Origin of the sequence: Sphingomonas sp. SORGH_AS_0950 (assembly GCF_030818415.1) — a bacterium.
Classification (GTDB): domain Bacteria; phylum Pseudomonadota; class Alphaproteobacteria; order Sphingomonadales; family Sphingomonadaceae; genus Sphingomonas.
This window is the reverse complement of sequence record NZ_JAUTAE010000001.1, coordinates 2,567,412-2,589,614: the sequence shown is the minus strand read 5'-3', so window position 1 is coordinate 2,589,614 and position 22,203 is coordinate 2,567,412. Positions and strand designations below refer to the sequence as shown.

At 67.8% G+C, this 22,203-nt stretch carries 23 protein-coding genes; 12 read left to right on the top strand and 11 right to left on the bottom strand.

The window, feature by feature from the left end:
• Positions 1-15 precede the first annotated feature (15 nt).
• On the top strand, positions 16-1,530 hold the full coding sequence (locus tag QE385_RS11470) for a lipopolysaccharide biosynthesis protein (protein WP_307101920.1): 1,515 nt from the start codon (positions 16-18) through the stop codon (positions 1,528-1,530).
• Positions 1,531-1,668: 138 nt separating this feature from the next.
• Here the strand turns inward: QE385_RS11470 and purH are convergent, their stop codons facing one another.
• The 4 genes from purH to QE385_RS11450 form a co-directional block, all read right to left on the bottom strand.
• Positions 1,669-3,288, bottom strand: a complete 1,620-nt coding sequence (purH, locus tag QE385_RS11465) for a bifunctional phosphoribosylaminoimidazolecarboxamide formyltransferase/IMP cyclohydrolase (protein WP_307101919.1) — start codon at positions 3,286-3,288, stop codon at positions 1,669-1,671.
• Positions 3,289-3,559: 271 nt separating this feature from the next.
• Positions 3,560-5,302 (bottom strand): heparinase II/III family protein, encoded by a 1,743-nt coding sequence (locus QE385_RS11460; RefSeq protein ID WP_307101917.1) that lies wholly within the window; start codon positions 5,300-5,302, stop codon positions 3,560-3,562.
• Positions 5,303-5,307: 5 nt separating this feature from the next.
• The gene (gene rpe, locus QE385_RS11455; RefSeq protein WP_307101915.1) at positions 5,308-5,964 is read right to left on the bottom strand and encodes a ribulose-phosphate 3-epimerase; all 657 of its coding nucleotides are present in this window, start codon (positions 5,962-5,964) and stop codon (positions 5,308-5,310) included.
• A 33-nt stretch (positions 5,965-5,997) separates the two neighbouring features.
• Complete coding sequence (locus QE385_RS11450; RefSeq protein WP_373424658.1) at positions 5,998-7,344, bottom strand: RsmB/NOP family class I SAM-dependent RNA methyltransferase; 1,347 nt, start codon at positions 7,342-7,344, stop codon at positions 5,998-6,000.
• A gap of 66 nt (positions 7,345-7,410) precedes the next feature.
• Here QE385_RS11450 and QE385_RS11445 point away from each other — a divergent pair, with 66 nt between their 5' ends.
• A complete protein-coding gene (locus QE385_RS11445; protein ID WP_307101913.1) occupies positions 7,411-7,572 on the top strand; it encodes a DUF1674 domain-containing protein in 162 nt (53 codons plus the stop codon).
• 213 nt (positions 7,573-7,785) lie between these two features.
• On the opposite strand, the gene argB is transcribed toward QE385_RS11445, so the two are convergent.
• Both argB and QE385_RS11435 read right to left on the bottom strand, forming a co-directional pair.
• The gene (gene argB / locus QE385_RS11440) at positions 7,786-8,685 is read right to left on the bottom strand and encodes an acetylglutamate kinase (protein WP_307101911.1); all 900 of its coding nucleotides are present in this window, start codon (positions 8,683-8,685) and stop codon (positions 7,786-7,788) included.
• Positions 8,686-8,734: 49 nt separating this feature from the next.
• Positions 8,735-9,388, bottom strand: a complete 654-nt coding sequence (locus tag QE385_RS11435) for a queuosine precursor transporter (protein WP_307101909.1) — start codon at positions 9,386-9,388, stop codon at positions 8,735-8,737.
• Between the two features lie 242 nt (positions 9,389-9,630).
• Between QE385_RS11435 and QE385_RS11430 the strand changes: the two genes are divergently transcribed.
• The gene (locus QE385_RS11430; protein WP_307101907.1) at positions 9,631-11,028 is read left to right on the top strand and encodes a M20/M25/M40 family metallo-hydrolase; all 1,398 of its coding nucleotides are present in this window, start codon (positions 9,631-9,633) and stop codon (positions 11,026-11,028) included.
• A gap of 79 nt (positions 11,029-11,107) precedes the next feature.
• Here QE385_RS11430 and QE385_RS11425 read toward each other — a convergent pair whose 3' ends face one another.
• Positions 11,108-12,136 (bottom strand): hypothetical protein, encoded by a 1,029-nt coding sequence (locus QE385_RS11425; protein WP_307101905.1) that lies wholly within the window; start codon positions 12,134-12,136, stop codon positions 11,108-11,110.
• Between the two features lie 135 nt (positions 12,137-12,271).
• Here QE385_RS11425 and QE385_RS11420 point away from each other — a divergent pair, with 135 nt between their 5' ends.
• The 3 genes from QE385_RS11420 (at position 12,272) to QE385_RS11410 (ending at position 13,344) form a co-directional block, all read left to right on the top strand.
• Positions 12,272-12,730 (top strand): GNAT family N-acetyltransferase, encoded by a 459-nt coding sequence (locus tag QE385_RS11420; protein ID WP_307101903.1) that lies wholly within the window; start codon positions 12,272-12,274, stop codon positions 12,728-12,730.
• 96 nt (positions 12,731-12,826) lie between these two features.
• A complete protein-coding gene (locus tag QE385_RS11415; protein WP_307101901.1) occupies positions 12,827-13,072 on the top strand; it encodes a BrnT family toxin in 246 nt (81 codons plus the stop codon).
• Positions 13,069-13,344, top strand: a complete 276-nt coding sequence (locus tag QE385_RS11410) for a BrnA antitoxin family protein (RefSeq protein WP_307101899.1) — start codon at positions 13,069-13,071, stop codon at positions 13,342-13,344. The genes QE385_RS11415 and QE385_RS11410 overlap by 4 nt, the downstream gene beginning before the upstream one ends.
• A gap of 145 nt (positions 13,345-13,489) precedes the next feature.
• On the opposite strand, the gene rpoZ is transcribed toward QE385_RS11410, so the two are convergent.
• On the bottom strand, positions 13,490-13,834 hold the full coding sequence (gene rpoZ / locus QE385_RS11405; protein WP_042486773.1) for a DNA-directed RNA polymerase subunit omega: 345 nt from the start codon (positions 13,832-13,834) through the stop codon (positions 13,490-13,492).
• Positions 13,835-13,926: 92 nt separating this feature from the next.
• Here rpoZ and QE385_RS11400 point away from each other — a divergent pair, with 92 nt between their 5' ends.
• The gene (locus tag QE385_RS11400) at positions 13,927-15,171 is read left to right on the top strand and encodes a phosphatidylserine/phosphatidylglycerophosphate/cardiolipin synthase family protein (RefSeq protein ID WP_373424657.1); all 1,245 of its coding nucleotides are present in this window, start codon (positions 13,927-13,929) and stop codon (positions 15,169-15,171) included.
• Positions 15,172-15,261: 90 nt separating this feature from the next.
• Here the strand turns inward: QE385_RS11400 and QE385_RS11395 are convergent, their stop codons facing one another.
• Positions 15,262-15,876: a class I SAM-dependent methyltransferase gene (locus QE385_RS11395; RefSeq protein WP_307101897.1), complete on the bottom strand. Its 615-nt coding sequence runs from the start codon at positions 15,874-15,876 to the stop codon at positions 15,262-15,264.
• A 147-nt stretch (positions 15,877-16,023) separates the two neighbouring features.
• Between QE385_RS11395 and QE385_RS11390 the strand changes: the two genes are divergently transcribed.
• Positions 16,024-16,359, top strand: a complete 336-nt coding sequence (locus QE385_RS11390) for an antibiotic biosynthesis monooxygenase (protein WP_307101895.1) — start codon at positions 16,024-16,026, stop codon at positions 16,357-16,359.
• A 239-nt stretch (positions 16,360-16,598) separates the two neighbouring features.
• Here the strand turns inward: QE385_RS11390 and QE385_RS11385 are convergent, their stop codons facing one another.
• Positions 16,599-18,890, bottom strand: a complete 2,292-nt coding sequence (locus QE385_RS11385; RefSeq protein WP_307101893.1) for a CDC48 family AAA ATPase — start codon at positions 18,888-18,890, stop codon at positions 16,599-16,601.
• A gap of 263 nt (positions 18,891-19,153) precedes the next feature.
• Here QE385_RS11385 and QE385_RS11380 point away from each other — a divergent pair, with 263 nt between their 5' ends.
• Positions 19,154-20,044, top strand: coding sequence for a LysR substrate-binding domain-containing protein (locus QE385_RS11380; protein WP_307101891.1), 891 nt, complete (start codon positions 19,154-19,156; stop codon positions 20,042-20,044).
• A gap of 273 nt (positions 20,045-20,317) precedes the next feature.
• On the opposite strand, the gene rpmG is transcribed toward QE385_RS11380, so the two are convergent.
• Positions 20,318-20,485 carry a 50S ribosomal protein L33 gene (gene rpmG / locus QE385_RS11375; RefSeq protein ID WP_007407030.1) on the bottom strand — a complete coding sequence of 56 codons (168 nt, stop codon included), beginning with the start codon at positions 20,483-20,485 and terminating at the stop codon, positions 20,318-20,320.
• 203 nt (positions 20,486-20,688) lie between these two features.
• On the opposite strand from rpmG, the gene QE385_RS11370 reads away from it, so the two are divergent.
• The 3 genes from QE385_RS11370 to QE385_RS11360 all read left to right on the top strand — a co-directional run bounded on the left by QE385_RS11370 (position 20,689) and on the right by QE385_RS11360 (position 22,200).
• Positions 20,689-21,027 (top strand): hypothetical protein, encoded by a 339-nt coding sequence (locus QE385_RS11370; protein WP_307101888.1) that lies wholly within the window; start codon positions 20,689-20,691, stop codon positions 21,025-21,027.
• Between the two features lie 12 nt (positions 21,028-21,039).
• Positions 21,040-21,591 carry a TMEM165/GDT1 family protein gene (locus QE385_RS11365; protein ID WP_307101886.1) on the top strand — a complete coding sequence of 184 codons (552 nt, stop codon included), beginning with the start codon at positions 21,040-21,042 and terminating at the stop codon, positions 21,589-21,591.
• Positions 21,592-21,702: 111 nt separating this feature from the next.
• The gene (locus tag QE385_RS11360) at positions 21,703-22,200 is read left to right on the top strand and encodes a Dps family protein (RefSeq protein WP_307101883.1); all 498 of its coding nucleotides are present in this window, start codon (positions 21,703-21,705) and stop codon (positions 22,198-22,200) included.
• Positions 22,201-22,203: the final 3 nt, after the last annotated feature.

The following is a 22,203-nucleotide window of genomic DNA, read 5'->3' as shown; positions in this document are numbered from 1 at the left end:
AAATCGTCGCGGCTGATGGCCGAGAGCAAGGACATCGATACGCTCGCCAAGGGCGGGCGGACCAATATCGCGGGCTTCGCGCTGCGGCTGGCGGCGCGCATCCCCTTTCTGTTCATCGCGGGGCGCATGTACGGCCCCGATCTGGTCGGCCGCTTCGCGATCGCGGTGGTCGTGGTCGAGCTGGCGGCGCTGATCGCGACGCTGGGCATGAAGCGCGGGCTGGCGCAGGCGCTGTCCTCGACCGAGCGGCCGCATGTCCATGTCGTGTGGGACGCGATGGCGCTCGCCTTCCTGGCCTCGGTCCTGGCGAGCGCGGTGCTGTGGACCTTTCCCGAGCTGCTCTATCCCAACAGCGCGATCACCGGGCTGGACCGGTGGCTGCCCTGCATCATCGTCGCCATCGCTTGGTCGGACGTCAGTCTCGCCGCGCTCGCCTATCGCCTGAACGTCAAGGCGACCGTCACCGCGCGCGCGGTGGTCGAGCCCTGGACGATCTCGATCGCGGCCTGGGTCTTTTCCTTCTTCACGATCCGCGACGGCCTGGTCCTGTCCTATGTCGCATCGATGACGGCGGCGCTGATCGCCAGCCTGGTGCCGTTCCTGCGCAGCTATGGCCTGCCGCATGGCTGGAGCCCGCGCCTCGCCCGCGTCTTCGCGCTCGCCCGCGCCAATGCGCCGCTGGCGGGGGCGGACGCGCTGGAATGGGGGACGCGTAACGTCGACCGATTCATCCTGGGCGTGATGTTCGAGCCGCGCATCGTCGGCATCTATTATATGGCGCAGCAGGTCGCCTCGCTGCCGCAGAAGCTGAAGACCAGCTTCGACCCGATCCTGGGCCCGGTCATCACCCAGAGCCTGGCCAATGGCGATATGGGCGCGATCGCGCGACAGGTGCGGCAGGTGGCGTTCTGGATCATGGCGGCGCAGGGCTGCCTGGCGCTGATGGGCTCGATTCCCGGCGAGGGCGTGATGGGCGTGGTCGGCCCGCAATTCGTGTCGGGCACCGCCGCGCTGGCCTTCCTGCTGTTCGCCGAGGTGCTGGCCTCGACCGGCGCGGTGTGCGAATCGGCGCTGGTCTATACCGCGCGGCATCGCAACCTGATGATCTCGATCGCGATGCTGGGGGTGCAGATCGGCCTCAGCTTCGCGCTGATCCTGGGCATGCGTGCGCTCGGCTGGCCGCAGACCTGGGCGGCGGCCGGCCCGGCGGTGGCGCTGGCGATGAGCGTGACGATGACCTCGGTCATCAAGGCGCGGGTGCTGTCGGGCATCCTGAATGCGCCCGTCTCGCCCTTCCGCTGGCCGCTGCTCTGGGCGGCAGGCGCGGCGATCGTCGTGGGCGGGGCCTTCACGCTGCTGCCCAAGCGGCTGGAATGGGCCGAGCTGCTGTTCGGCGAGCCCGCCATCGCGGCGACCTATCTGCTGGTGCTGTGGCGCTGGGCCTTCGGTCCGGCGGACCGCGCGCTGTTCGGCAAGGCGCCGAGCGCGGAGGAAGCCACCTTGCCCCATGCGGGCGGGATCACGCGGTAACGCCTCAACGCCCGTTCAGCCTGAGCGTAGTCGAAGGCCATGGGATGACGCTTCGACTACGCTCAGCGTGAACGGTTGGGCTATGGGTCGGGCATAAGAAGGCCCCTTCCGAACGCTTCGGAAGGGGCCTTTTTCGGATCAATGCCGGAAGTGGCGCATGCCGGTGAACACCATCGCCAGCCCGGCTTCGTCCGCCGCCGCGATCACTTCGTCGTCGCGGATCGAGCCGCCCGGCTGGATCACCGCCGTCGCGCCCGCTTCGACCGCCGCGAGCAGGCCGTCGGCGAAGGGGAAGAAGGCGTCCGAGGCGACCGCCGAACCGATGGTGCGCGGCTCGGCCCAGCCCGCCTTGTCGGCGGCGTCCTTGGCCTTCCATGCGGCGATGCGCGCCGATTCCAGGCGGTTCATCTGGCCCGCGCCGACACCGGCGGTCGAGCCGCCCTTGGCATAGACGATCGCGTTCGACTTCACATGCTTGGCAACCGTCCAGGCAAAGCGGCAATCGGCCAGTTCCTGTGCCGTCGGCGCGCGCTTGGTGACGACCTTCAGCATGTCGTCGGTCAGGCGGCCATTGTCGCGGCTCTGGACCAGCAGGCCGCCCGCGATCGACTTCATCATCAGGCCGGGGCGCGACGGGTTGGGCAGCTCGCCCGACAGCAGCAGGCGCAGGTTCTTCTTCTTGGCGAAGATGGCGCGCGCCTCCGCGCTCGCGTCGGGTGCCACCACCACCTCGGTGAAGATGCCCGAGATCGCTTCCGCCGTCTCGGCGTCGAGCGGGCGGTTGCAGGCGATGATGCCGCCGAACGCCGACACCGTGTCACAGGCGAACGCCGCCTGATACGCCTCGAGCAGCGTCTCGCCGCTCGCCACGCCGCAGGGATTGGCGTGCTTGACGATCACCACGGTCGGCGGGCCGTCGATGAATTCGCTGACCAGCTCCAGCGCGGCATCGGCGTCGTTGAGGTTGTTGTAGCTCAGCGCCTTGCCCTGCAGCTGCTCGCCCTGGGCGATGCCCTGACCGCCCTTTTGCGGCAGATAGAGCGCGGCGACCTGATGCGGGTTCTCGCCATAGCGCAGCGTCTCGGGGTGGCGGGTGAAGGCGAGCGGCAGGGTGGCCGGGAAGGCCTCGCCCTGATCGGCGAAGGCGAACCACTGGGCGATCGCCGAGTCATAGGCGGCGGTGGCGGCAAAGGCCTTGGCGGCGAGGCGCTGGCGGGTCTTCAGCGTCGAGGCGCCGTCATTCGCGGCGAGTTCGGCCAGGAAGTCGGCATAGTCCGCCGGATCGGTCAGGATCGAGACATAGCCATGGTTCTTGGCCGCCGAACGGACCATCGACGGGCCGCCGATATCGATATTCTCGATGATCTCGGGCCGCTCCGCCCCCTTCGCGACCGTCTGCTGGAAGGGGTAGAGGTTGACCACGACCAGGTCGATCGCGCCGATGCCATGCTCGGTCATCGCGGCGGCATGTGCGGGGTCGTCGCGCACCGCGAGCAGGCCGCCATGGACCATCGGGTGCAGCGTCTTGACCCGGCCGTCCATCATCTCGGGGAAGTTCGTCACCTCGGAGATGTCGCGGACCGGCAGGCCGGCATCGCGGATCGCCTTGGCGGTGCCGCCGGTCGAGACGAGATCGACCCCGCGCTCGGCCAGCGCGCGCGCCAGGTCGATGACGCCGGTCTTGTCGGACACCGACAGCAGCGCGCGGCGGACCGGCACGGTGTCGACGGAGGGAGCGGAGGGGAGCGAAACGGCCATCGGGCTGCGGGTCCTACATGCTGGGGAGAGTTTGCGGCCCCGATAGACTCCGATTCGCCGAAGCGCAAAATGTGATTCGGGGAAGCATGATTCCTCCCCTGCAAGGGGAGGTGGCAGGCCGCAGGCCTGACGGAGGGGTGTCACCGCTCGTCAGGGCAGGCTTCCTCTCTAATGGGGACACCCCTCCACCATGCTTCGCATGGTCCCCCTCCCCTTGCAGGGTAGGAATTTGCTGGTTCGACTGGGCCCCGGTCTTCGCCGGGGCGAGCGCTCAGAGCGCCCGCTTGAACGCCCAGCTGACATGCGCGCCGCCCGCCGGGGTTTCGCCCGTCACGACCAGCTGCTGAGTCGCGACCGGGCGGCCGGTGCCGTCGATCCACAGCGACTCCTCGATCGCCAGCGTGCCGCCGCGACAGCGGAACTGCCACAGCGCGCCGTCGTCCAGCCGCAGGATCGCCTGCCCGCTCTCGGCGGTGATGACCGCCTCGACCCCGTCGCCCAGATGGAAGCGCAGCGCGAAATGGGTCGATCCGGCCTGGCGCTTGCGCCCCTGCGGCAACAGCGCATCCTCGCCGCGCAGCTCGCGCCCGTCACCGGTCAGCAGCAGCTGGCGGCGGTGGAGAAAGCCATAGCGGCGGACATAGCCGTCATGGCTCGCCTCGATCCGGCTGGCCGCGTCCGATTCCTGGCGGCTGAGCTCGACCTCGGCGACGCCGCGCCCCAGCGTGCCGTCGGCATGGATCGCGGTGGAGTTGGAATCGCCCAGGACCAGTGTCGAATGCGCCGCCGTGGTGCGCAGGCCATGCGCGAGGCTGGCGGGGACCTGTGCCACGGTCGCGCCCGCGCCGCCGCAATTGACGACGATCCGCTGCGCCCCGTCCGAAAACTCGAAGGCCAGCGTCGAGGCGCAGCCCCCCTCGATCGCGCGCGCGATGGGCGGGGGCGCGGCGTCCATGACCAGCACGGTCTGCGCCGCCGCCAGCCGCTGATAACCCCAGTCGCCCGCCTGGCGCAGCGGCCGGGTGCGCACGCCCGACGCCTCGATGACGGCGGCGATCTTCTCGGGCGTCTCGGGCCCCGATCCCTGCCAGCTCGACAGCGCGCGGTCGCCATGCATCACGCCGAGCAGCGCCGAGATCATCTTCTGCAACCGCGCCTGGAACGCTTCCGGGAAGGCCAGCCCGCGCGCGTCATAGACCTCGCGCATCATGGTCAGCAGCATGACCGCGTCGAGCTGCACCGCCGGGCTGCGCGCGATGACGCCGCCATCGGCGAACAGGCCGGTGTCGAGCGCGCGGTTCAGCCCCGCCTCGCCGAACGCCTGGCGCGGATCGCCCCCCGCCAGCAGCAGTCCCGCCGCGACGACGCCGCACCAGGCCGCGATCCGCGCGACTCCGGCGGGCGCCTTGTCCGCGCCGCGATCCAGATGCCGCGCGCCCCGCGCCAGCGTGTTGAGCACGCGCGAGCGATAGACGAGATCGGTCGACGACAGGATCAGCGGCGCATGCGCGGTCCAGAACAGGATGCGGCGGCCCCACAGATCGGGCCGCCACGCCACCGGATCGACCTTGTCCCCGAACGCGTCGAGCCAGCGACCCATCAGATATTCGGCGATCGGCGCCCCCTGCGCCCGCGTCGCGACGCTGGACAGGTCGCGCAGCCAGGCAAAGCCGTGCAGATGGTCGGCAAAGCCGCTCGACCAGTCGGGATGCGCGAAATCGATCGATTCGACCCCGCGCTCCTCGCCGCGCCAGTCGAGCACCCCGCCGAGCAGCGCATGACCGCGCTCGATATCGCCCAGGATCGGATCTTCGGGAACCGCCATCAGCTTGAGCGGATGCCGCCCCTTCAGCCGCAGCGAATGCAGCGGCGTGCGCCAGGTCAGCCGGTGGAGATGCTCGCTCAGCCGGTCGGCGAGCGACAGCCCGCCGGTGCCGACACGGACCAGCCGCTTGCCTTCCTCGATGCTGTCGGCAGCCTGCGGGGTGGACCCGCCCTCGATCCCGCTCCGCATCGCGCTCAACCGCGCAGGGCGGCGATATTGGCGGCGTAGTGGTCGGGACCGCCCCGGAAGGCCGCCGTTCCCGCGACCAGCGCATCGGCCCCCGCCTCGATACAGCGCTTCGCCCAGGCCGGATCGACGCCGCCATCGACCTCCAGATCGATGGCGCGGCCCGAATGCTCGATCATCTTGCGGATCGCCGCGATCTTCTTGAGCTGGCTTTCGATGAAGCTCTGGCCGCCGAAACCGGGGTTCACGCTCATGACGAGGACCAGGTCGACCATGTCGATCAGATAATCCAGCATCTTGGCGGGCGTGGCGGGGTTCAGCACGACCCCGGCGCGCTTGCCCAGCCCCTTGATATGCTGGATCGTGCGGTGGATGTGCGGCCCCGCCTCCGGATGGACGGTGATGGTGTCCGCCCCCGCCTCGGCAAAGGCGTCCAGATAGGCGTCGATCGGCGAGATCATCAGATGCACGTCGAACGGCTTGTCCGTATGCGGGCGCAGCGCCTTCACCACCGCCGGGCCGATGGTGATGTTGGGCACGAAATGCCCGTCCATCACATCGATATGGATCCAGTCGGCGCCCGCGGCGTCGATGGCCCGGACTTCGTCGCCCAATTTGGCGAAATCGGCGGACAGGATGGAGGGTGCGATACGGACGGGGAGCATGGCATTTGTCCTTAACGTCCTATCGCGCCCAAGTCAGCCTTTGCGTTGCAGCCGCGCGATGAAGAACCCGTCGAGCCGCCCTTCCCTTGCGAGCATCGTCGGCAGGGTGCGGATCGTGCCCTGGTCGGTGATCCCCGGCCATTCGCCCGCGATCGGCGACAGCGCGTAATCGGGCCGCTCGGCCAGGAACGCCGCGATCTGGCGCTCGCCCTCCTCGGGCTCCAGCGAGCAGGTGGCATAGACCATCGTCCCGCCGGGTTTCAGCCAGTCGGCGGCGCGGGCCAGGATCACCCGCTGCAACTCCGCCATCTCGGCGATGATCGCGGGGCGGACGCGGTAGAGGACGTCGGGGTGACGGCGGAAGATACCGCTGGCGCTGCATGGCGCATCGACCAGGATCGCGTCGACCTGCCCCTTCGGGCTCCATTCGCGCAGGTCGGCGGTGACGACCTCGGCCGACTGGCCGGTGCGCTCGAGATTCTCGGCCAGGCGGGCGAGCCGCGATTCGGACTGGTCGATCGCGGTGACGGTCCAACCGGCGGCGGCGAGCTGCAGCGTCTTGCCCCCCGGCGCGGCGCACAGGTCGAGCACATGGCCCGGCCCCTGCCCCAATAGTCGCGCGGGGATCGAGGCGGCGAGGTCCTGCACCCACCAGGCGCCCTCGTCAAAGCCCTGCAATTCCATCACCAAATTGCCCGAGGGCAGGCGGACATGACCCGACAACAGGCTGACCCCGCCCAGCTTTTCCACCCACTGCGCGGTCGCGGACGGATCGGCCAGCGTCAGGTCGAGCGGCGGCGGGGCGGCGATGGCGTGGGCGGCGGCCTCGACCATGTCCTCCCCCCAATTCGCCTCCCAGCGTTCCTCGGTCGCGGGCGGCAGCGCGGGGATTTCGGGGAGCAGCACGCCGCTCTTGGTGATGGTGCTGAAAACGCCGTGGACCAGCTTGCGCGGGCCGCCATCGACCAGCGGCAGCACAGTCGCGATCGCGGCATGCGGCGGCGTGCCCAGCGCCAGCACCTGGACCAGCGCGATGCGCAGCGCGAAACGCGCCTTGGCATCGTCGGGCAGCCGCTGCTTCGTCGCCGAGTCGATCAGCGCGTCCAGATCGGGCAGGCGGCGCAGCGTCTCCGCCGCGATGGCATGCGCCAGGCCCCGATCCGGTCCGCCCGCCAGCGCACGGGTGGCCGAGGCGAGCGCGGCCTCCAGCGGTTCGCCCCGGCGCAGCACCGCATCGAGCAGACGGATGGCGGCGCGGCGGGTGGCGGTGCCCAGCGGCTCGGAGGGGCGCTGCGGTCCCCCGCGCCGGTCACCGCCCTTGGGCGGCCCGCGACGATCGGGGCGGCCGGGGCGCGAAGGCGATTGGGGGGGGCGTGTCACTTGGCAAAACTCCTGTCAGCCCCGACATGGGCTGCAATCATTGCCCCTTAGTCGAAAGGACCGCCCATGGGCCAGCGCCCCGACCATGTGAAGCCGCCCGCCTATCTGTCGCAGAATACCCCGGTGCCGCAGCCCGAGGCCAAGCCCGAGCCGCAGGACGACCCGTTGGGGAAGAATCCGGTGCGATACGGGGATTGGGAATTGAAGGGGGTGGCGGTCGATTTTTGACCTGAAGCCCGTCATCTTCTTAAGCCCCTCCTCCCGGTAGGGGGGAGGGGTTTGGGGTGGGGGTTTGGCCACGGGCGACGGTCTCTGTGAGACTCCGTGCCCTCCCCCACCCCCTCCCGCCTGCGGGAGGGGAGCGGCCAGAGGCTAGGTTAGACCGCTCAACCACCGTTCAGCCTGAGCGAAGTCGAAGGCCACGCCCCGACCTCACCCCGATCACCGGCGCACTAACGTCCCCGCACCCTGCTTGGTGAAGATCTCCAACAGCATCCCGTGCGGCACGCGCCCGTCCAGGATCACCGCCGCGTCCACCCCGGCCTCGACCGCCGAGACGCAGGTCTCCAGCTTGGGGATCATCCCCCCCGAAATCGTCCCGTCGCTACGCAGCTCGGCGATCCGTGCCGGGTTCAGGTCGGTCATCAGCTCGCCCTGCTTGTCGAGCACGCCCGCGACATCGGTCAGCAGGAAGAAGCGCGACGCGCCCAGCCGCGCGGCGATCGCGCCCGCCATGGTGTCGGCGTTGATGTTATAGGTATGGCCGTCCAGCCCGATACCGACCGGCGCGATGACCGGGATGATCCCGTCGGCGCACAGGCTCTCGATCAGGCGCGGGTCGACCGCGACCGGCTCCCCGACAAAGCCCAGATCGACATGCCGCTCGATCCCCTTCAGCGGATCGGCCTCGCGCCCCTGCACCTTCTCGGCGATAACGAGCCCGGCGTCCTTGCCCGAGATGCCGACCGCGCGGCCCCCGGCGGCGGAGATCCAGCTGACGATTTCCTTGTTGATCGATCCCGCCAGCACCATCTCGGCGATCTGCGCGGTTTCCTTGTCGGTCACGCGCAGGCCGTTGACGAACTGCGACTCGACGCCGAGGCGCTTGAGCATCGCGCCGATCTGCGGCCCGCCGCCATGCACGACCACCGGGTTGATCCCGACCGCCTTCAGCAGGACCATGTCCTCGGCGAAATCCCGCTGCCGCTCGGGGTCGCCCATGGCGTGGCCGCCATATTTCACCACGAAGGTCTTGCCCGCATAACGCTGGAGATAGGGCAGCGCCTCGGTCAGCGTCTCGGCCTTGGCAAGCAGGGCGGCGTCGGGATCGTGGTTGGTCATGAGCGGCCCTTTATCGCGGGTCGGGAACGGGGAAAACCGGCAATATGGATCAGGCGCGATCGAGCCGCCGCCCCAGCCCCACGAACAGATAGATCAGCGGCGGGACGAGAACGGCCGACAGCGTGACCTTGGCGATCATTTGTCCCACGATCAGCTGGCCGATGGGGAAAGCGCCGTAAAAGGCGATGGTGACGAACAGCAGCGTGTCGACCACCTGGCTGAGCATGCTGGCCACCGCCGCGCGCAGCCAGAGCAGCTTGCTGCCCTCCTTGCCCTTCAGAGCGGCGAAGATGGTGACGTTCAGCGTCTGCGACACGCCATAGGCGACGATGCCGCCCAGCCAGATCCGCCAGGTCGATCCCAGCACCAGCTGGATCGCGTCGCGATTGGCCGGGATCATCTCCGGCGAGGGCGGCAGCATCCAGACGATCCACGACAGCGCCAGCGACACCAGCAGCGGCACGAAGCCCACCCGCACCAGCCGCCCGGCGACCTGCGGCCCATGCAGCTCGGCCACCGCGCTCGACGTCACGACCAGCAGCAGGAAGGCGAAGATCCCCGCCTCGACCGCCAGCGGCCCCAGCGCGACCTGCTTATTGCCCAGCACGCCCGCGATACACACCATGCCGCCGTAGAAGATCGACAGCGCGAACAGCGAGGGAGAGATCAGGCGCGAGCGGGAAACGGCGTCGGGATGGTCCATCGGCGACTGCTAGCGCGAAATCGCGCCGGGGCAAAGGATTAGGCGAACCCCTTTCCTCCCCTGGAAGGGGAGGTGGCAGGGCGAAGCCCTGACGGAGGGGTGTCGCCCTATCGAGAGCGGGACACCCCTCCGACGCGCTACGCGCGCCACCTCCCCTTCCAGGGGAGGAACATTCCGTCGCTTGCGCCGCCTCCCGCAACACGCTCTATTCCCCACCGAAACGATAATCAGGGGGATCAGATATGCGGTTGGCGAAATGGCTTGGCGGGGTGGCCGCGACGCTGGCGATGATGCCGGGGCTCGCGGCGGCGCAGACCCGTCCCGACCAGAAGGCGTTCTTCGACCTGTACAAGCAGCTGGTCGAGACCAACACCAGCCTGTCGGTGGGCAGCTGTACCCAGGCCTCCGCCCAGATCGCCGACCGGCTGAAGGCCGCAGGCTACAAGGACGCCGACATCACCCTGTTTTCGGTGCCCGAGCATCCCAAGGACGGCGGCATCGTCGCGGTGCTGCCCGGCACCGACAAGCGGCTGAAGCCGATGCTGCTGCTCGGCCATCTCGACGTGGTCGAGGCCAAGCGCGAGGACTGGACCCGCGATCCGTTCAAGCTGATCGAAGAGGACGGCTTCCTCTATGGCCGCGGCACCGTCGACGACAAGGCGATGAGCGCGATCTGGGCCGATACGCTGATCCGCCTGAAGAAGACCCCGCCCAAGCGCACGATCAAGATGGCGCTGACCTGTGGCGAGGAAACGACCTTCGCGTTCAACGGCGCGGAATGGCTGGCCAAGAACAAGCCCGATCTGGTCGCGGCCGAGTTCGTGCTGAACGAGGGCGGCGGCGGGCGGCTCGATTCGGACGGCAAGCGCGAGCTGCTGGCGGTGCAGGTCGGCGAGAAGGCGGCGCAGAACTATACCTTCCTCGCCACCAATCCGGGCGGTCACAGCTCGCAGCCGACGCCCGAAAACGCGATCTACGAACTCGCCGACGCGGTGAAGGCGGTGCAGGGTTACGAGTTTCCGATCCAGCTGACCGACACCACCCGCGCCTTCCTGACCGCGACCGCGCAGAAGGTCGGCGGGCCGCTCGGCGATGCGATCACCCGGCTGCTCGCCGATCCGAACGACAAGGCCGCCGACGCCGTCGTCAGCCAGGACAAGGCGCTGCACTCGACGCTGCGCACCACCTGCGTTGCGACGCTCCTTCAGGCGGGTCATGCCGAAAACGCGCTGCCCCAGCGCGCGACCGCCAATATCAACTGCCGCATCTTCCCCGGCGAGACGGTCGAGGGCACGCTGGCCAAGCTGAAGGACCTGGCGGGACCGAAGATCACCGTCACCGCCAACCAGCCGGTGCGCCCGACCGCCATCCCGCCGAAACTCGACCCCAAGATCATCGGCCCGATGAAGACGCTGGCCGCCAAGCACTTCCCAGGCGTCCCGCTGGTCCCGATGATGTCGACGGGGGCGACCGACGGCATCTTCTTCCAGACGATCGGCATCCCGGTCTACGGCGCGCCGGGTATCTTCATCGAAAAGGACATGTCGGGCATTCACGGCCTGAACGAGCGGATCCGGGTGAAGTCGCTCTATGACGGGCGGGATTATCTGTACGATCTGGTCCGGGCCTATGCCTATTGAACGCGACATCGCCGCCCGTCTCCGGCGGGCGGCGAGGCCTCAGCGGCTATAGATACGTTTCAGCGGTACCGGCCCGCTCTCAGGCGGGCTGGTGCACCGGCGGCAGGCGCAGGCGCATCGGCTGCGACAGCCAGCCGACGACCATCCGCCGCATCGGCTGCCAGAAGGCGGACAGCGTCAGCAGCGCCGAGCCGATGACGAAGGCGGTGAACGCCGCGCCCAGTTCGACCGCCCCGGCGCTGCGGAACAGCGAATAGAGCGCGTAGAGCACATAGACGAGGCTGGAGACGAGCAGCGCCCGCCGGTCGACCGCCAGCGCGATCCCCGCGAACAGCAGGTAGAGCGCCAACACGATCACCGCGACGCCCGCGCCGATCTCTCCGTCGAACACGCCCAGCATCTGGAAGATCGGATGCGCGATCATCGGCGCGGCGGCCAGGTGCAGCCAGAAGGCGACATCCGCCCGGCGCGTCTCGCGCCTGGGGTCCGACATGTCCCAGCGCATCGCCAGCGCGAACACGCCGATCCCGCAGACCAGCAGGATCGGCCACATGCCCTGCTTGATATCGGGGAACGCCGCCATCAACAGCCCGATCACGACCGCGACCAACGCCGCCGCCCCCGCCGCCACGGTGATCGGCACCATGAACCGGCGCCAGTGCAGCCATGCCGCTCCGGCGGAGACCAGCCCCACCCCGGACATCGCCAAGGCGCCAGCCGTGCCGTTGATGTTCGACCAGAGGGTCTCGATGAACCCGATCAGCCCCCCCGCCACACCGCCGACAAAGGCGAGCAGCAACAGGATGCTGGGCAAGGCCATCCGCCGCTTGCCCGTGAAATAGAAGGCCAGCATCCACGCCGCCGCCGCGACGAAGGCACCGCCCAGCCCATGGCTGATGCTGAAACCAATCTGCCCCAGCGCGGCGAGCAGCAGCGCGATCGCGATCGACACGAAGATGTCGTTGAACCCGGTGAGCAGCCGGAAATGCTCCTCGTCGACGGCCGGTGCGGCATGGACCGTCGCGACGTGCCGTCGCAGCGCCGCCGCCGCATCGGACGAAATCGCCCCCGCCGCCACCGCACCGTCGATGTCGCTTTCGCTGTACATGGACCTTCTCCCCATTGAGAAGCGGAGAGGATCGCTCATGTGTATTATTGTGTCAATACACGCTCGACAATCCCGCGAGCGGGCGCCAGACGGGTGGGCGTGATGATCCTTGCCCTTGAAGGAGCCGTTCCTCGAATGCGTATCGAACCCGCCGACCCCACCGATCCGGCGTCGTCCCGGCTGCTCGACCGGCTTTCCGACGCGCTGGAGGCGATAACCGGGGACAGCGGCCGAGCATCCTTCGATCCCCTGGACGTACAGGGTAACGGCGCGTCGTTCGTGCTGGCGTATGACGACGAAGGAAGGCCGCTCGGCTGTGGCGCGTATCGGCCGCTGGCGGAGGGCGTGGCGGAGCTCAAGCGGATGTTCGCCCTGCCCGGAACCAAGGGTGTCGGCGCGGCCATCCTCGCCTGTCTCGAAACCCGCGCGCGGGCCGATGGATATCGCCAGCTTTGGCTGGAGACGCGACGGGTCAATGAAAGGGCCGTGCGATTCTACGAGAAGAACGGCTATTGGCGCATCCCAAATTTCGGGAAATATGCCGGGCGGCCCGAGGCCGTCTGCTTTGCGAAGATCCTGTCGGAGTCGGTCTAGCGGAGTGGTAATGGCGGCTCTGCGACCGATCGCACGACGCATATTGTAAGTACGATTTGAGTTGGCGATTCGGCTTTTCGTACTTACAAAAAGATCATGACGATCGTTTGGGACGAACCGAAGCGCGCCGCGAACCTCGCCAAGCACGGCATTGATTTTGCCGATATCGACGATGCGTTCTTCCTGTCCGCAATGATCGGTGAAGCGAAACAAGGCCGCTGGTTCGCGGTTGGTCGCCTGAACGGCGTCATCACCGTCATTTTCGCCACGCTGGGCAGCGAAGGACTTTCGATCATCTCCGCCCGCCCCGCGAGCGCCAAGGAAAGGAAACTGGTCGAATGACGAAACCCTACACCCAAGCCGATATGGATGCCGTGTCCGACACCCCGGAACTGACCGACGCGCAACTGGCCAGCGCCCGGCCGTTTTCGGAAGCGCTGCCCGCCTTGGCGGAAAAAATGCAGCGCGTCCGTGGCCCTCAAAAGCGCCGCACCAAGATTCCCAAGACCATCCGCCTATCGCCGGAGGTGGTGGACTATTTCGAAGCTACGGGTCCGGGCTGGCAGACCCGCATGGACGATGTGCTGAAGCGATACGTCATCGATCATCGCTGATCGGCCCAGCACCGATCCCCGCGCTGCGCGTTCACGCAAGGTTTCCACCTCGCCAACCGGCGGGTGCCATTGATCGTGCCGCGCAAACGAAAGGGGCCGGCGCGAGGGTTCGCACCGGCCCCTTTTCGCATGATCGCGGGCGCGATCAGCCGTCGTAATCGGCACCCAGATTCTGGTTGCGCGGCGGCGCGGCGGCGGTCAGGCGCAGCGCCTCGGCCGAAGCCTGCAGGCTGCCGACATCATCCGCCTCGTCCTCGTCGTCGATCTGGACGCGCTGCAGGCTGTTGACCACGGCTTCTTCCAGATGGGTCGGGCGAACCGTTTCCTCGGCGATCTCGCGCAGCGCGACGACCGGGTTTTTGTCGCGATCGCGGTCGACGGTCAGATCCGCCCCGCCCGAAATCTGACGGGCCCGCTGCGCCGCGAACAGCACCAGATCGAAACGGTTGGGAATCTTGTCGACGCAATCTTCGACGGTGACGCGCGCCATGCGTGTGTCCTTCGCAAATAATGCTGGGATGAAAGCGGGCCACCTAGCAGCAAAGGGCGCACAAGTCAAAAGCCGCCGCGCGTGCAACGCATATGTCGCTTGGCTCGTTACGCTTTCGTCAGGATCACCGGGCCTTTCAGGAGTTCGCCATTTCGTCACCCGCCCCGCCCGAACAGCCCGTCTTTCCGGTCGATGGCCACCGGCTGACCCTGCTCGACACCGGCCCGCGACGGCTGGCGGCGTTGCTGGCACTGATCGAGGGCGCACGGATCAGCCTGCGCATCCTCTATTATATCTATGCCGACGACGCGACCGGGCGCCGGGTGCGCGATGCGATGATCGCGGCGGCGCGACGCGGGGTGGCGGTGTCGGTGGTGGTCGACGGATTCGGCGCGGGCGCGGATGAGGCGTTCTTCCGGCCGCTGGTCGCAACCGGCGCGCGGCTGTCGCGCTTCGAGCCGCGCTTCGGCCGCCGCTACCTGCTGCGCAACCACCAGAAGCTGGCGCTGGCGGATGCCGAGGGCCCCTCGCCCTCCATCATCATCGGCGGCTTCAATATCGAGGACGATTATTTCGGCACCCCCGCCGAGCAGAGCTGGCGCGACCTGGGGCTGGTGGTCGAGGGACCGGCGGCGGCGCGGATGGCGGGCTATTTCGATGCGCTGTTCGCCTGGACGCAGGATGCCAAGGGGCGGCTGCGCGACCTGAACCGCGCGCTGGCCGATTGGAGCGAGTCGACGGGGGCGCTGCGCTGGCTGATCGGCGGGCCGACGCGGCGGCTGTCGCCCTGGGCGCGCACGGTGCGCGACGATATGCGGCGGGGGCGGCGGATCGACGTGATCGCGGCCTATTTCACCCCCAGCCCGACCATATTGCGGCGGCTGGACCGTGCCGGGCGTCGCGATGCCGAGGTGCGGATCGTGACGGCGGGCCAGTCGGACAATGAGGCGACGATCGCGGCGGCGCGCTTCACCTATGCGGGGCTGCTGCGCAAGGGCGTGCGCATCTATGAATATCAGCTCACCAAGCTGCACACCAAATTATATGCGATCGACGATGCGGTGCATATCGGCTCCGCCAATTTCGACATGCGCAGCCTGTTCGTGAATCTGGAGCTGATGCTCCGGATCGAGGACCGCGCCTTTGCCGACCATGTCCGCGCCTATGTCGATGCCGAAATCGCCCGGTCGGAGGCGATCACGCCCGAATGGTACAAGCGGAACACCGGCTGGTTCCAGCGGCTGCGCCAGTTCGCGGCCTATCTGCTGATCGCGGTGATCGATCCGTCGGTGTCGCGCGGGCTGAATTTCGGGATCGAATCGCCCGACGGGGATTAGGACGTCATCCCGACAAGGGCGGGAATATGGACGACCGTCGCCCCGTCGCATGAAAGGCCCCGGCCTGCGCCGGGGCGACGCCCCGGCCGATCAGTCCTTCCAGGCCCAGTAAAGCTGCGCCGGGGGCACGTTCCACCATTCCATGTCGTGGTCGATATTGTCCCAGTGCGGGGTCAGGAAGTCCTTCACCTTGGGGCTGAACTGATAGACCAGGAACGCGCCGCCGGGACGCAGCACGTCGTGCGTGCCCTGGGCGATGGCGGGGCCGACGCCGGGCGGCAGGGTCGAGAAGGGCAGGCCCGACAGGACATAATCGGCATGGTCGAAGCCATGGTCGCGCACGATCTTCTGCACGTCCGCCGCCGAGCCGTTCACCGCGGTGAAGCGCGGGTCGATGATGGTGTGGCGCAGATAGTCGCAGAAATCGGCATTGGTATCGATCGCGATCAGCTTCGCATCGGGCGCCATCCGGTCCAGCACCGGGCGGCAGAAGGTGCCGACGCCGGGGCCATATTCGACGAACAGCTTGGTGTTGGCCCAGTCGACGGGAGCCAGCATCTTGCGGATCAGCTTGCCGGACGAGGGGATGATCGAGCCCACCATCACCGGATGCTTCAGAAACTGCTGAAAAAACATCTGGCCGGGCGACGGATAACCCGTGGCTTCGGTGCGGGACTTGCGCGCGGCGGTGGTCGAGCTGGGCATCGAGTTCCTGTCGTTCGTGATCCCCGCGAGGAGGAGACGCGAGGGAAACCCCCTCGTCGCACAGGTGCCGAACGACTTTCAAGCTATTGGGTTGCGCCGGGGCGGTGCATTCCACCGCAAAGCGATGGGGCGAACGGAGCAGCGGCGATGGATCGGACGGGGCAGATAGCGGTAATCTTCGTGTCGCAACGGACCGAGAACGACGCGGCGGGCTATGCGGCCGCGGCGGAGGCGATGGATGCGCTTGCGGCGGAGCAGCCGGGTTATTGCGGCGTCGACAGCGTGCGCGGAGCGGACGGGCTGGGGATCACCATCAGCTGGTGGGCGGACGAGGCGAGCGCGCTGGCGTGGCGGGCGCATCCGGAACATGCGGCGATCCGGGAATATGGGCGGGCGGAGTGGTATTCGCGATACGAGGTCGCGGTGTCCGAAGTGGGGCGGAGTTATGGGTGGGATAGCGACTCTTCCGCCCCAAAGCGCTGATCTCGCAGACTTGGTCTTTGCGAAAGCAAAGGCTTAGTCGGAGCTGGGTGAGGGGTGGGCGCTCGCGAAGCGAGCGCGCGAGCCTTTGGGCTCGCTCAACCCCTCACCCAAGCTGCGCTAGCCAGCAGGCTGGCAAGCTTCGCTAACCCTCTCCCCTGTCCAGGGGAGAGGGCAAGAAGAAGCAATGCTGAATGTCGATCCGCCGTAGCCCCCTCCCCGCCGGAAGGAGGGGCTTTCCCTCAAGGCTGCTTGTCGCCCCTTGGCGTCAGCATTCCCGGCGTGATGAAACCGATCGGCTGAATCGCCGCCGCATCCTGTTTCAGCCGGGCGGCGATCTGTTCGTAATCGCGCTCCATTTCGGGGGTCACGCTGGCCCGCGCCTCGGTCAGCGCCTCGTCGAACGCCGCCATGTCGACCTCCTGCGCGCCCAGCGACTTGCGGAGCGCGATCAGGCCCGCGCGGCGGACCACGTCGCCCAGGTCCGCGCCGGTGAAGCGATCGGTCCGCGCCGCCACATCGTCCAGGTCGACATCAGGTGCGAGCGGCATCTTCGCGGTCTGGATGCCCAGGATCCGCCGACGCCCCGCCTTGTCGGGCACGCCGACATAGATCAGCTCGTCGAACCGGCCCGGCCGCAACAGCGCGGGGTCGACCAGATTGGGGCGGTTGGTCGCACCGATCACGACGACCGACTGCAATTCCTCCAGCCCGTCCATCTCCGCCAGGATGGTGTTGACCACCCGCTCGGTCACCTGCGGCTCGCCCAGGCCGCCGCCGCGCGCGGGGACCAGCGAATCGAGCTCGTCGATGAAGATGACCGTCGGCGCCACCTGCCGCGCGCGGGCGAACAGCCGGGTGATCTGCTGCTCGCTCTCGCCATACCATTTGGAGAGGAGGTCGCTCGACTTGGTGGCGATGAAATTGGCCTGCGCCTCGCGCGCCACCGCCTTCGCCAGCAGCGTCTTGCCGGTGCCGGGCGGGCCATAGAGCAGAAAGCCCTTGGCGGGCCGGATACCCAGCCGCCGAAAGGCGTCCGGGTCCTTCAGCGGCAGCTCGACGCCTTCCTTCAGCTTCATCTGCGCGGTGTCGAGCCCGCCGACATCCTCCCAGCGGACGGTCGGCGCCTGCACCATCACCTCGCGCATCGCCGAGGGCTGGACGCGCTTGAGCGCCTCCATGAAATCCTCGCGCGTCACCGACAGCGTGTCGAGCACCTCGGCGGGGATCGTCCGCTCCTCGAGATTCAGGCGCGGCATGATCCGCCGTACCGCCTCGATCGCCGCCTCGCGGGTCAGCGCGGCCAGATCGGCGCCGACGAACCCGAAGGTGGTGCGCGCCAGCTCGGCCAGATCGACCTTGTCGCCCAGCGGCATCCCGCGCGTGTGGATGCCCAATATCTCGCGCCGCCCGCGCTCGTCGGGGACGCCCACCACGATCTCACGGTCGAAACGACCCGGCCGCCGCAGCGCCTCGTCGATCGCCTCGGGCCGGTTGGTGGCGGCGATGATGACGAGGTTCGCGCGCGCCTCCAGCCCGTCCATCAAGGTCAGGAGCTGCGCAACGAGCCGCTTCTCCGCCTCGCCCTGTACCCGGTCGCGCTTGGGGGCGATCGAGTCGATCTCATCGATGAAGACGATCGAGGGAGCGGACTTGGTCGCCTCCTCGAAAATCTCGCGCAGGCGCTGTTCGGATTCACCATAGGCCGAACCCATGATTTCGGGCCCGTTGATCAGGAAGAATTGCGCGTCCGATTCATTGGCGACGGCGCGGGCGAGCCGCGTCTTGCCGGTGCCGGGCGGGCCATGGAGCAGCACGCCCTTGGGCGGCTCGACGCCGAGGCGCTCGAACAGCTCGGGATAGCGCAGCGGCAGTTCGACCATCTCGCGCAGCTGATCGATGGTCGAGGCCATGCCGCCGATATCGTCATAGGTGACGTCGGCACGGCGAGCCTCGCGCGGCTCCTCATATTCGGGGCGCAACTCGACCTCGGTATTCTCGTCGATATGGACGACGCCCTTGGGGCTGGCCGCGACGACCGCGAGGCGGATTTCCTGGAGCGCATAGGCGGGCGCGTTCATGAACTGCGCGACGCCCGGCGGCATGTTGGTCACACGCTGCTGCCCCGCCGTCGCCACCACATCGCCCTGGCAGAGCGGCCGGTTGAAGAAGGTGCGCTTCAGCGCCTGCGCCGAGCCCTGGAGCCGCAGATTCTCCTGCGCGGGGGCGAAGACGACGCGGGTCGCGGGTTTCGATTCGACGCGGCGCACCTCGACGAAATCGCCCGAGCCGACGCCCGCATTGGCCCGCTGCAACCCGTCGATGCGCAGCAGGTCGAGGCCCTCATCCTCCTGATAAGGGGCGACGGCGCGCGCCGGGGTCGCCTGCTTGCCGACGATCTCGACGACATCGCCCTCGGTGATGCCCAGCGCCGCCATCAGCGCGCGCGGCATATGCGCCAGCCCGCGCCCCGAATCCTCGGGACGGCTATTGGCCACCTGTATCTTGCGGGTCGGCGCGTCGCTGTCGGCCATGATGATCCCTTGGCTTGAGTGTTCAACACGAAAGCGCGGGACGTGGGGGCGGGTTCCGGGTCGCGAAAGGGCCGCCCGACGGAGCGAGGCAAAAAAAAGGGCCGATCGAAACGACCAGCCCGTAAAAGTTTTTAGGAGAGGATGCCTGAAAGGCCCGTTCCTTTTGCGCCGCAGCACGCTATGTTGCAAGTGCGAAAAGCTTGGTTAAGGTTGCAGTTTATGCAATCCTCTGATCGAGAGGATGTCACAACAACAGGTGCGAGATGCGCAGGCTTCCCCCGCTGGGTGCGATCGAAGCATTCGTCCAGGTCGTCCGCCTGGGCTCCATCAAGGCCGCCGCCGAGGAACTGGCGCTGTCCGCCCCTGCGCTCAGCCGCCGGGTCCAGACGCTGGAGCGGTTCGTCGGCAAGCCGCTGTTCGCGCGGCGGCATCAGGCGATGGTGCCCAATGAGGACGGCCAGACGCTGATGGAGCAGATCGCGCCGCTGCTCGACCAGTTGAGCGACGCGGTGGAGGCGATGACCAGCGGGCACGAGGTGCTGCGCCTGCGGCTCGGCGTGCTGCCGCTCTATGCGGCGCAGCGGCTGTTCCCGCATATGGGGATGCTGCGCGCGGCGCATCCCGAACTGCATCTCGACATCGACACCGCCGGACACGGCATCGCGCGACTGGGCGAAGGGCTGGACGCGGTGATCGCGCTGGGCCGCGACATCGATCCCTCGCTCTATGCCAAGCGGCTGGATCGCAACAAGGTCTATGTCATCGGGTCGAAGCGGCTGATCGAAGGCTCCAACCCGCTGGTCCGCCCGTCGCAGATGAACGGCATGACCGCGCTGCTCCACCGCGAAATGCCGGATGCCTTCACCGCCTGGTGCCAGGTGGCGGGGCTGACCAACATCAAGCCCAAGGCGATCGACTATTTCGATTCGGGCGGGCTGATGCTGGAGGCGGCGGCGCAGGGGCTGGGCATCGCCTTCATGCATGCCAGCCATTTCGAACATGCGCAGGACCCGCGCCTCGTCCGGCTGTTCGATATCGAGGTGGACAGCCCGTACAGCCACTGGTTCGTCTGCCGCCCCCGCGCGCTCCAGCAGAAGTCGGTGCGGCTGTTCCACGACTGGCTGATCCGCACGCTGTATCCCGAAGCGGCGTAAAGACCACTCCCCCTCCCGCAGGCGGGAGGGGGTCGGGGGGAGGGAACGGTTCTAGGCACTGGTCTCGGTGAGACTCCCTGCCCTCCCCCCAGCCCAGTTTCAGGTAAACGATGCCCCGCATCGTTTAGGTCATGCCGGGGGCATGACCGACCTGAAACTCGCCTGCGGGAGGGGGAGCGTCATGCCAACGACAAAAAGCCGCGCGTCCATCAGGACGGCGGCTTCACGCCTTCAAGCCATTACGGGGCGACCCTGGGGGTCGCCGCCCGCAAATTACTTGATCTTGGCTTCCTTGAACTCGACATGCTTGCGCACGACCGGGTCGTACTTGTTGAAGCTCAGCTTCTCGGTCTTGGTGCGCGGGTTCTTCTTCGTGACGTAAAAGAAGCCGGTATCAGCCGAGCTGACGAGCTTGATCTTGACGGTGGTCGGCTTGGCCATGACCTGGTTCCTGTATGCGTGAAAAAGCGAAAGCGGCAGCCGGAGCCGCCGCTATATAAGCGCCGCCCATGGCCCATGGGCCCGCCCGAGTCAAGTATTGCGGGCCATTTAAGCCCCTCTTTACGCGCCCGCGACTATGCTTACACCCCCCGATCCCGGCGGGCCGCCGGACAGGGACGGGTGGAAGGAACAGGCGCAAGGCCATGGGTACAGGCGATTCGCCCGGCGACAAGGGCATGGACGGCGCGATTCGCGATCAGCTCTGGGCGCGCATCGCCGCGCTCGACGTCCGAGCGCCCTATGCCCCCGTCGCGGATCTGGCGGGGGGCGTCGAGGCGATTCGCCGAATCGCCCATGCCCATGGCCTGGCCCCGGCGGTCACCGTCACCCATTTCATCGACCGCGCCCTGTCGCGCAGCGGCGGCACGGCGACCGTGCATGGCTGGCTGACCATGCTGACCGACGCGGTGGCGAGCGAGCGGCAGGATTTGGAGACGGCGAATCACTTCGCCACGGTCTGTTCGGCGCGGCTGGCGGGCTGAATGGATGCGCTGATGATCGTGCTGGTCGCGGTGCTGGGCGCACAGGCGGCGGGGCGATGGAGCGGCTTCGTGGTCCATCTGGCCGAGCATAGCCGACAGCCCGGCCGGGTCGTTCTGGGCGCGATGCTGGTCCAGGCGGTCATGGCGAGCCTGGCGATCGCGTTCGGCCGGACGCTGGCACCCGAGGTGACACCCGACACCCGCAGCTTGTTGCTGGCGCTGGCGCTGCTCGTCCTGGGGATCGGGCTGTTCGGGCGGATGAGCGCGCCGCGCACCATGCCGCCGCGCTGGAGCCCGCTGGTCGCGGCGGTGATCGGCAGCGGCGCGATCCAGCTTTCCGATTCGACGACGCTGGTCATCGCGGCGGCGGCGGCGCGGTCGCCCCTGCCCTGGGCCGCATTGCCCGGCGCGATGCTGGGCCTTGCGGGGGCGATCCTGCCCGCGCTGCTGCTCGGCGAGCGGGAATGGCGCCGCCTGCCGCTACGGGCGATACGGATCGGCGTCGGTTGCGCGATGATCCTGGCCGGAATCACCATCGCCCTGTCGATCCGGGGACTGATCTAGGGGATCGATCAGACTGCACGGTCTTTGTACATGGACAGGCGGGGAGCATTTGCGCCATCGGATCGTTTACGCAACGATCCAGACAGCAACGACAGATAGCGGGAGCATGTCATGTCCGATATCAATCCGGCGCTCGATACGCCGACCGACCTCAGCCGCAACGCGACCGCCAGCGTCGCCGACGCACTCAACGGCGCCCTGGCGGACTGCTATGCGCTGTACCTGAAGACCAAGAATTTCCACTGGCACGTCTCGGGCCCGCATTTCCGCGACTATCACCTGATGCTCGACGACCAGGCGACGCAGATCCTGGGCGTGACCGACGCGATTGCCGAGCGGGTGCGCAAGACCGGCAATGTGACGCTGCGGTCGATCGGCGATATCGCGCGGCGCCAGACCATCGTCGACAATGACCGCGAATTCGTGTCGGCCGCCGACATGCTGGTCGAGCTGCGCGACGACAATCTGAAGCTGGTCGAGCGGTTCCGCACCGTCAAGGACGCCGCCGAGGAGGCCAAGGACAATGCCACCAGCGGCATCGTCGACGAATGGACCGACCAGGCCGAGGAACGCGCCTGGTTCCTGTTCGAGGCCGGTCGCAAGGGCTGATCC

Coding starts and splice junctions, on each gene's coding strand:
- QE385_RS11360 (WP_307101883.1), top strand. CDS start 21,703: ATGTCCGATATCAATCCGGCGCTCGATACGCCGACCGACCTCAGCCGC.
- QE385_RS11380 (WP_307101891.1), top strand. CDS start 19,154: ATGCGCAGGCTTCCCCCGCTGGGTGCGATCGAAGCATTCGTCCAGGTC.
- rpoZ (WP_042486773.1), bottom strand. CDS start 13,834: ATGGCGCGCGTCACCGTCGAAGATTGCGTCGACAAGATTCCCAACCGT.
- QE385_RS11430 (WP_307101907.1), top strand. CDS start 9,631: ATGCGGTTGGCGAAATGGCTTGGCGGGGTGGCCGCGACGCTGGCGATG.
- QE385_RS11420 (WP_307101903.1), top strand. CDS start 12,272: ATGCGTATCGAACCCGCCGACCCCACCGATCCGGCGTCGTCCCGGCTG.
- purH (WP_307101919.1), bottom strand. CDS start 3,288: ATGGCCGTTTCGCTCCCCTCCGCTCCCTCCGTCGACACCGTGCCGGTC.
- QE385_RS11390 (WP_307101895.1), top strand. CDS start 16,024: ATGGATCGGACGGGGCAGATAGCGGTAATCTTCGTGTCGCAACGGACC.
- QE385_RS11415 (WP_307101901.1), top strand. CDS start 12,827: ATGACGATCGTTTGGGACGAACCGAAGCGCGCCGCGAACCTCGCCAAG.
- rpe (WP_307101915.1), bottom strand. CDS start 5,964: ATGCTCCCCGTCCGTATCGCACCCTCCATCCTGTCCGCCGATTTCGCC.
- QE385_RS11365 (WP_307101886.1), top strand. CDS start 21,040: ATGATCGTGCTGGTCGCGGTGCTGGGCGCACAGGCGGCGGGGCGATGG.
- QE385_RS11425 (WP_307101905.1), bottom strand. CDS start 12,136: ATGTACAGCGAAAGCGACATCGACGGTGCGGTGGCGGCGGGGGCGATT.
- QE385_RS11435 (WP_307101909.1), bottom strand. CDS start 9,388: ATGGACCATCCCGACGCCGTTTCCCGCTCGCGCCTGATCTCTCCCTCG.
- argB (WP_307101911.1), bottom strand. CDS start 8,685: ATGACCAACCACGATCCCGACGCCGCCCTGCTTGCCAAGGCCGAGACG.
- QE385_RS11370 (WP_307101888.1), top strand. CDS start 20,689: ATGGGTACAGGCGATTCGCCCGGCGACAAGGGCATGGACGGCGCGATT.
- QE385_RS11385 (WP_307101893.1), bottom strand. CDS start 18,890: ATGGCCGACAGCGACGCGCCGACCCGCAAGATACAGGTGGCCAATAGC.
- QE385_RS11445 (WP_307101913.1), top strand. CDS start 7,411: ATGGGCCAGCGCCCCGACCATGTGAAGCCGCCCGCCTATCTGTCGCAG.
- QE385_RS11470 (WP_307101920.1), top strand. CDS start 16: ATGGCCGAGAGCAAGGACATCGATACGCTCGCCAAGGGCGGGCGGACC.
- QE385_RS11460 (WP_307101917.1), bottom strand. CDS start 5,302: ATGCGGAGCGGGATCGAGGGCGGGTCCACCCCGCAGGCTGCCGACAGC.
- QE385_RS11410 (WP_307101899.1), top strand. CDS start 13,069: ATGACGAAACCCTACACCCAAGCCGATATGGATGCCGTGTCCGACACC.
- rpmG (WP_007407030.1), bottom strand. CDS start 20,485: ATGGCCAAGCCGACCACCGTCAAGATCAAGCTCGTCAGCTCGGCTGAT.
- QE385_RS11395 (WP_307101897.1), bottom strand. CDS start 15,876: ATGCCCAGCTCGACCACCGCCGCGCGCAAGTCCCGCACCGAAGCCACG.
- QE385_RS11400 (WP_373424657.1), top strand. CDS start 13,927: ATGTCGCTTGGCTCGTTACGCTTTCGTCAGGATCACCGGGCCTTTCAG.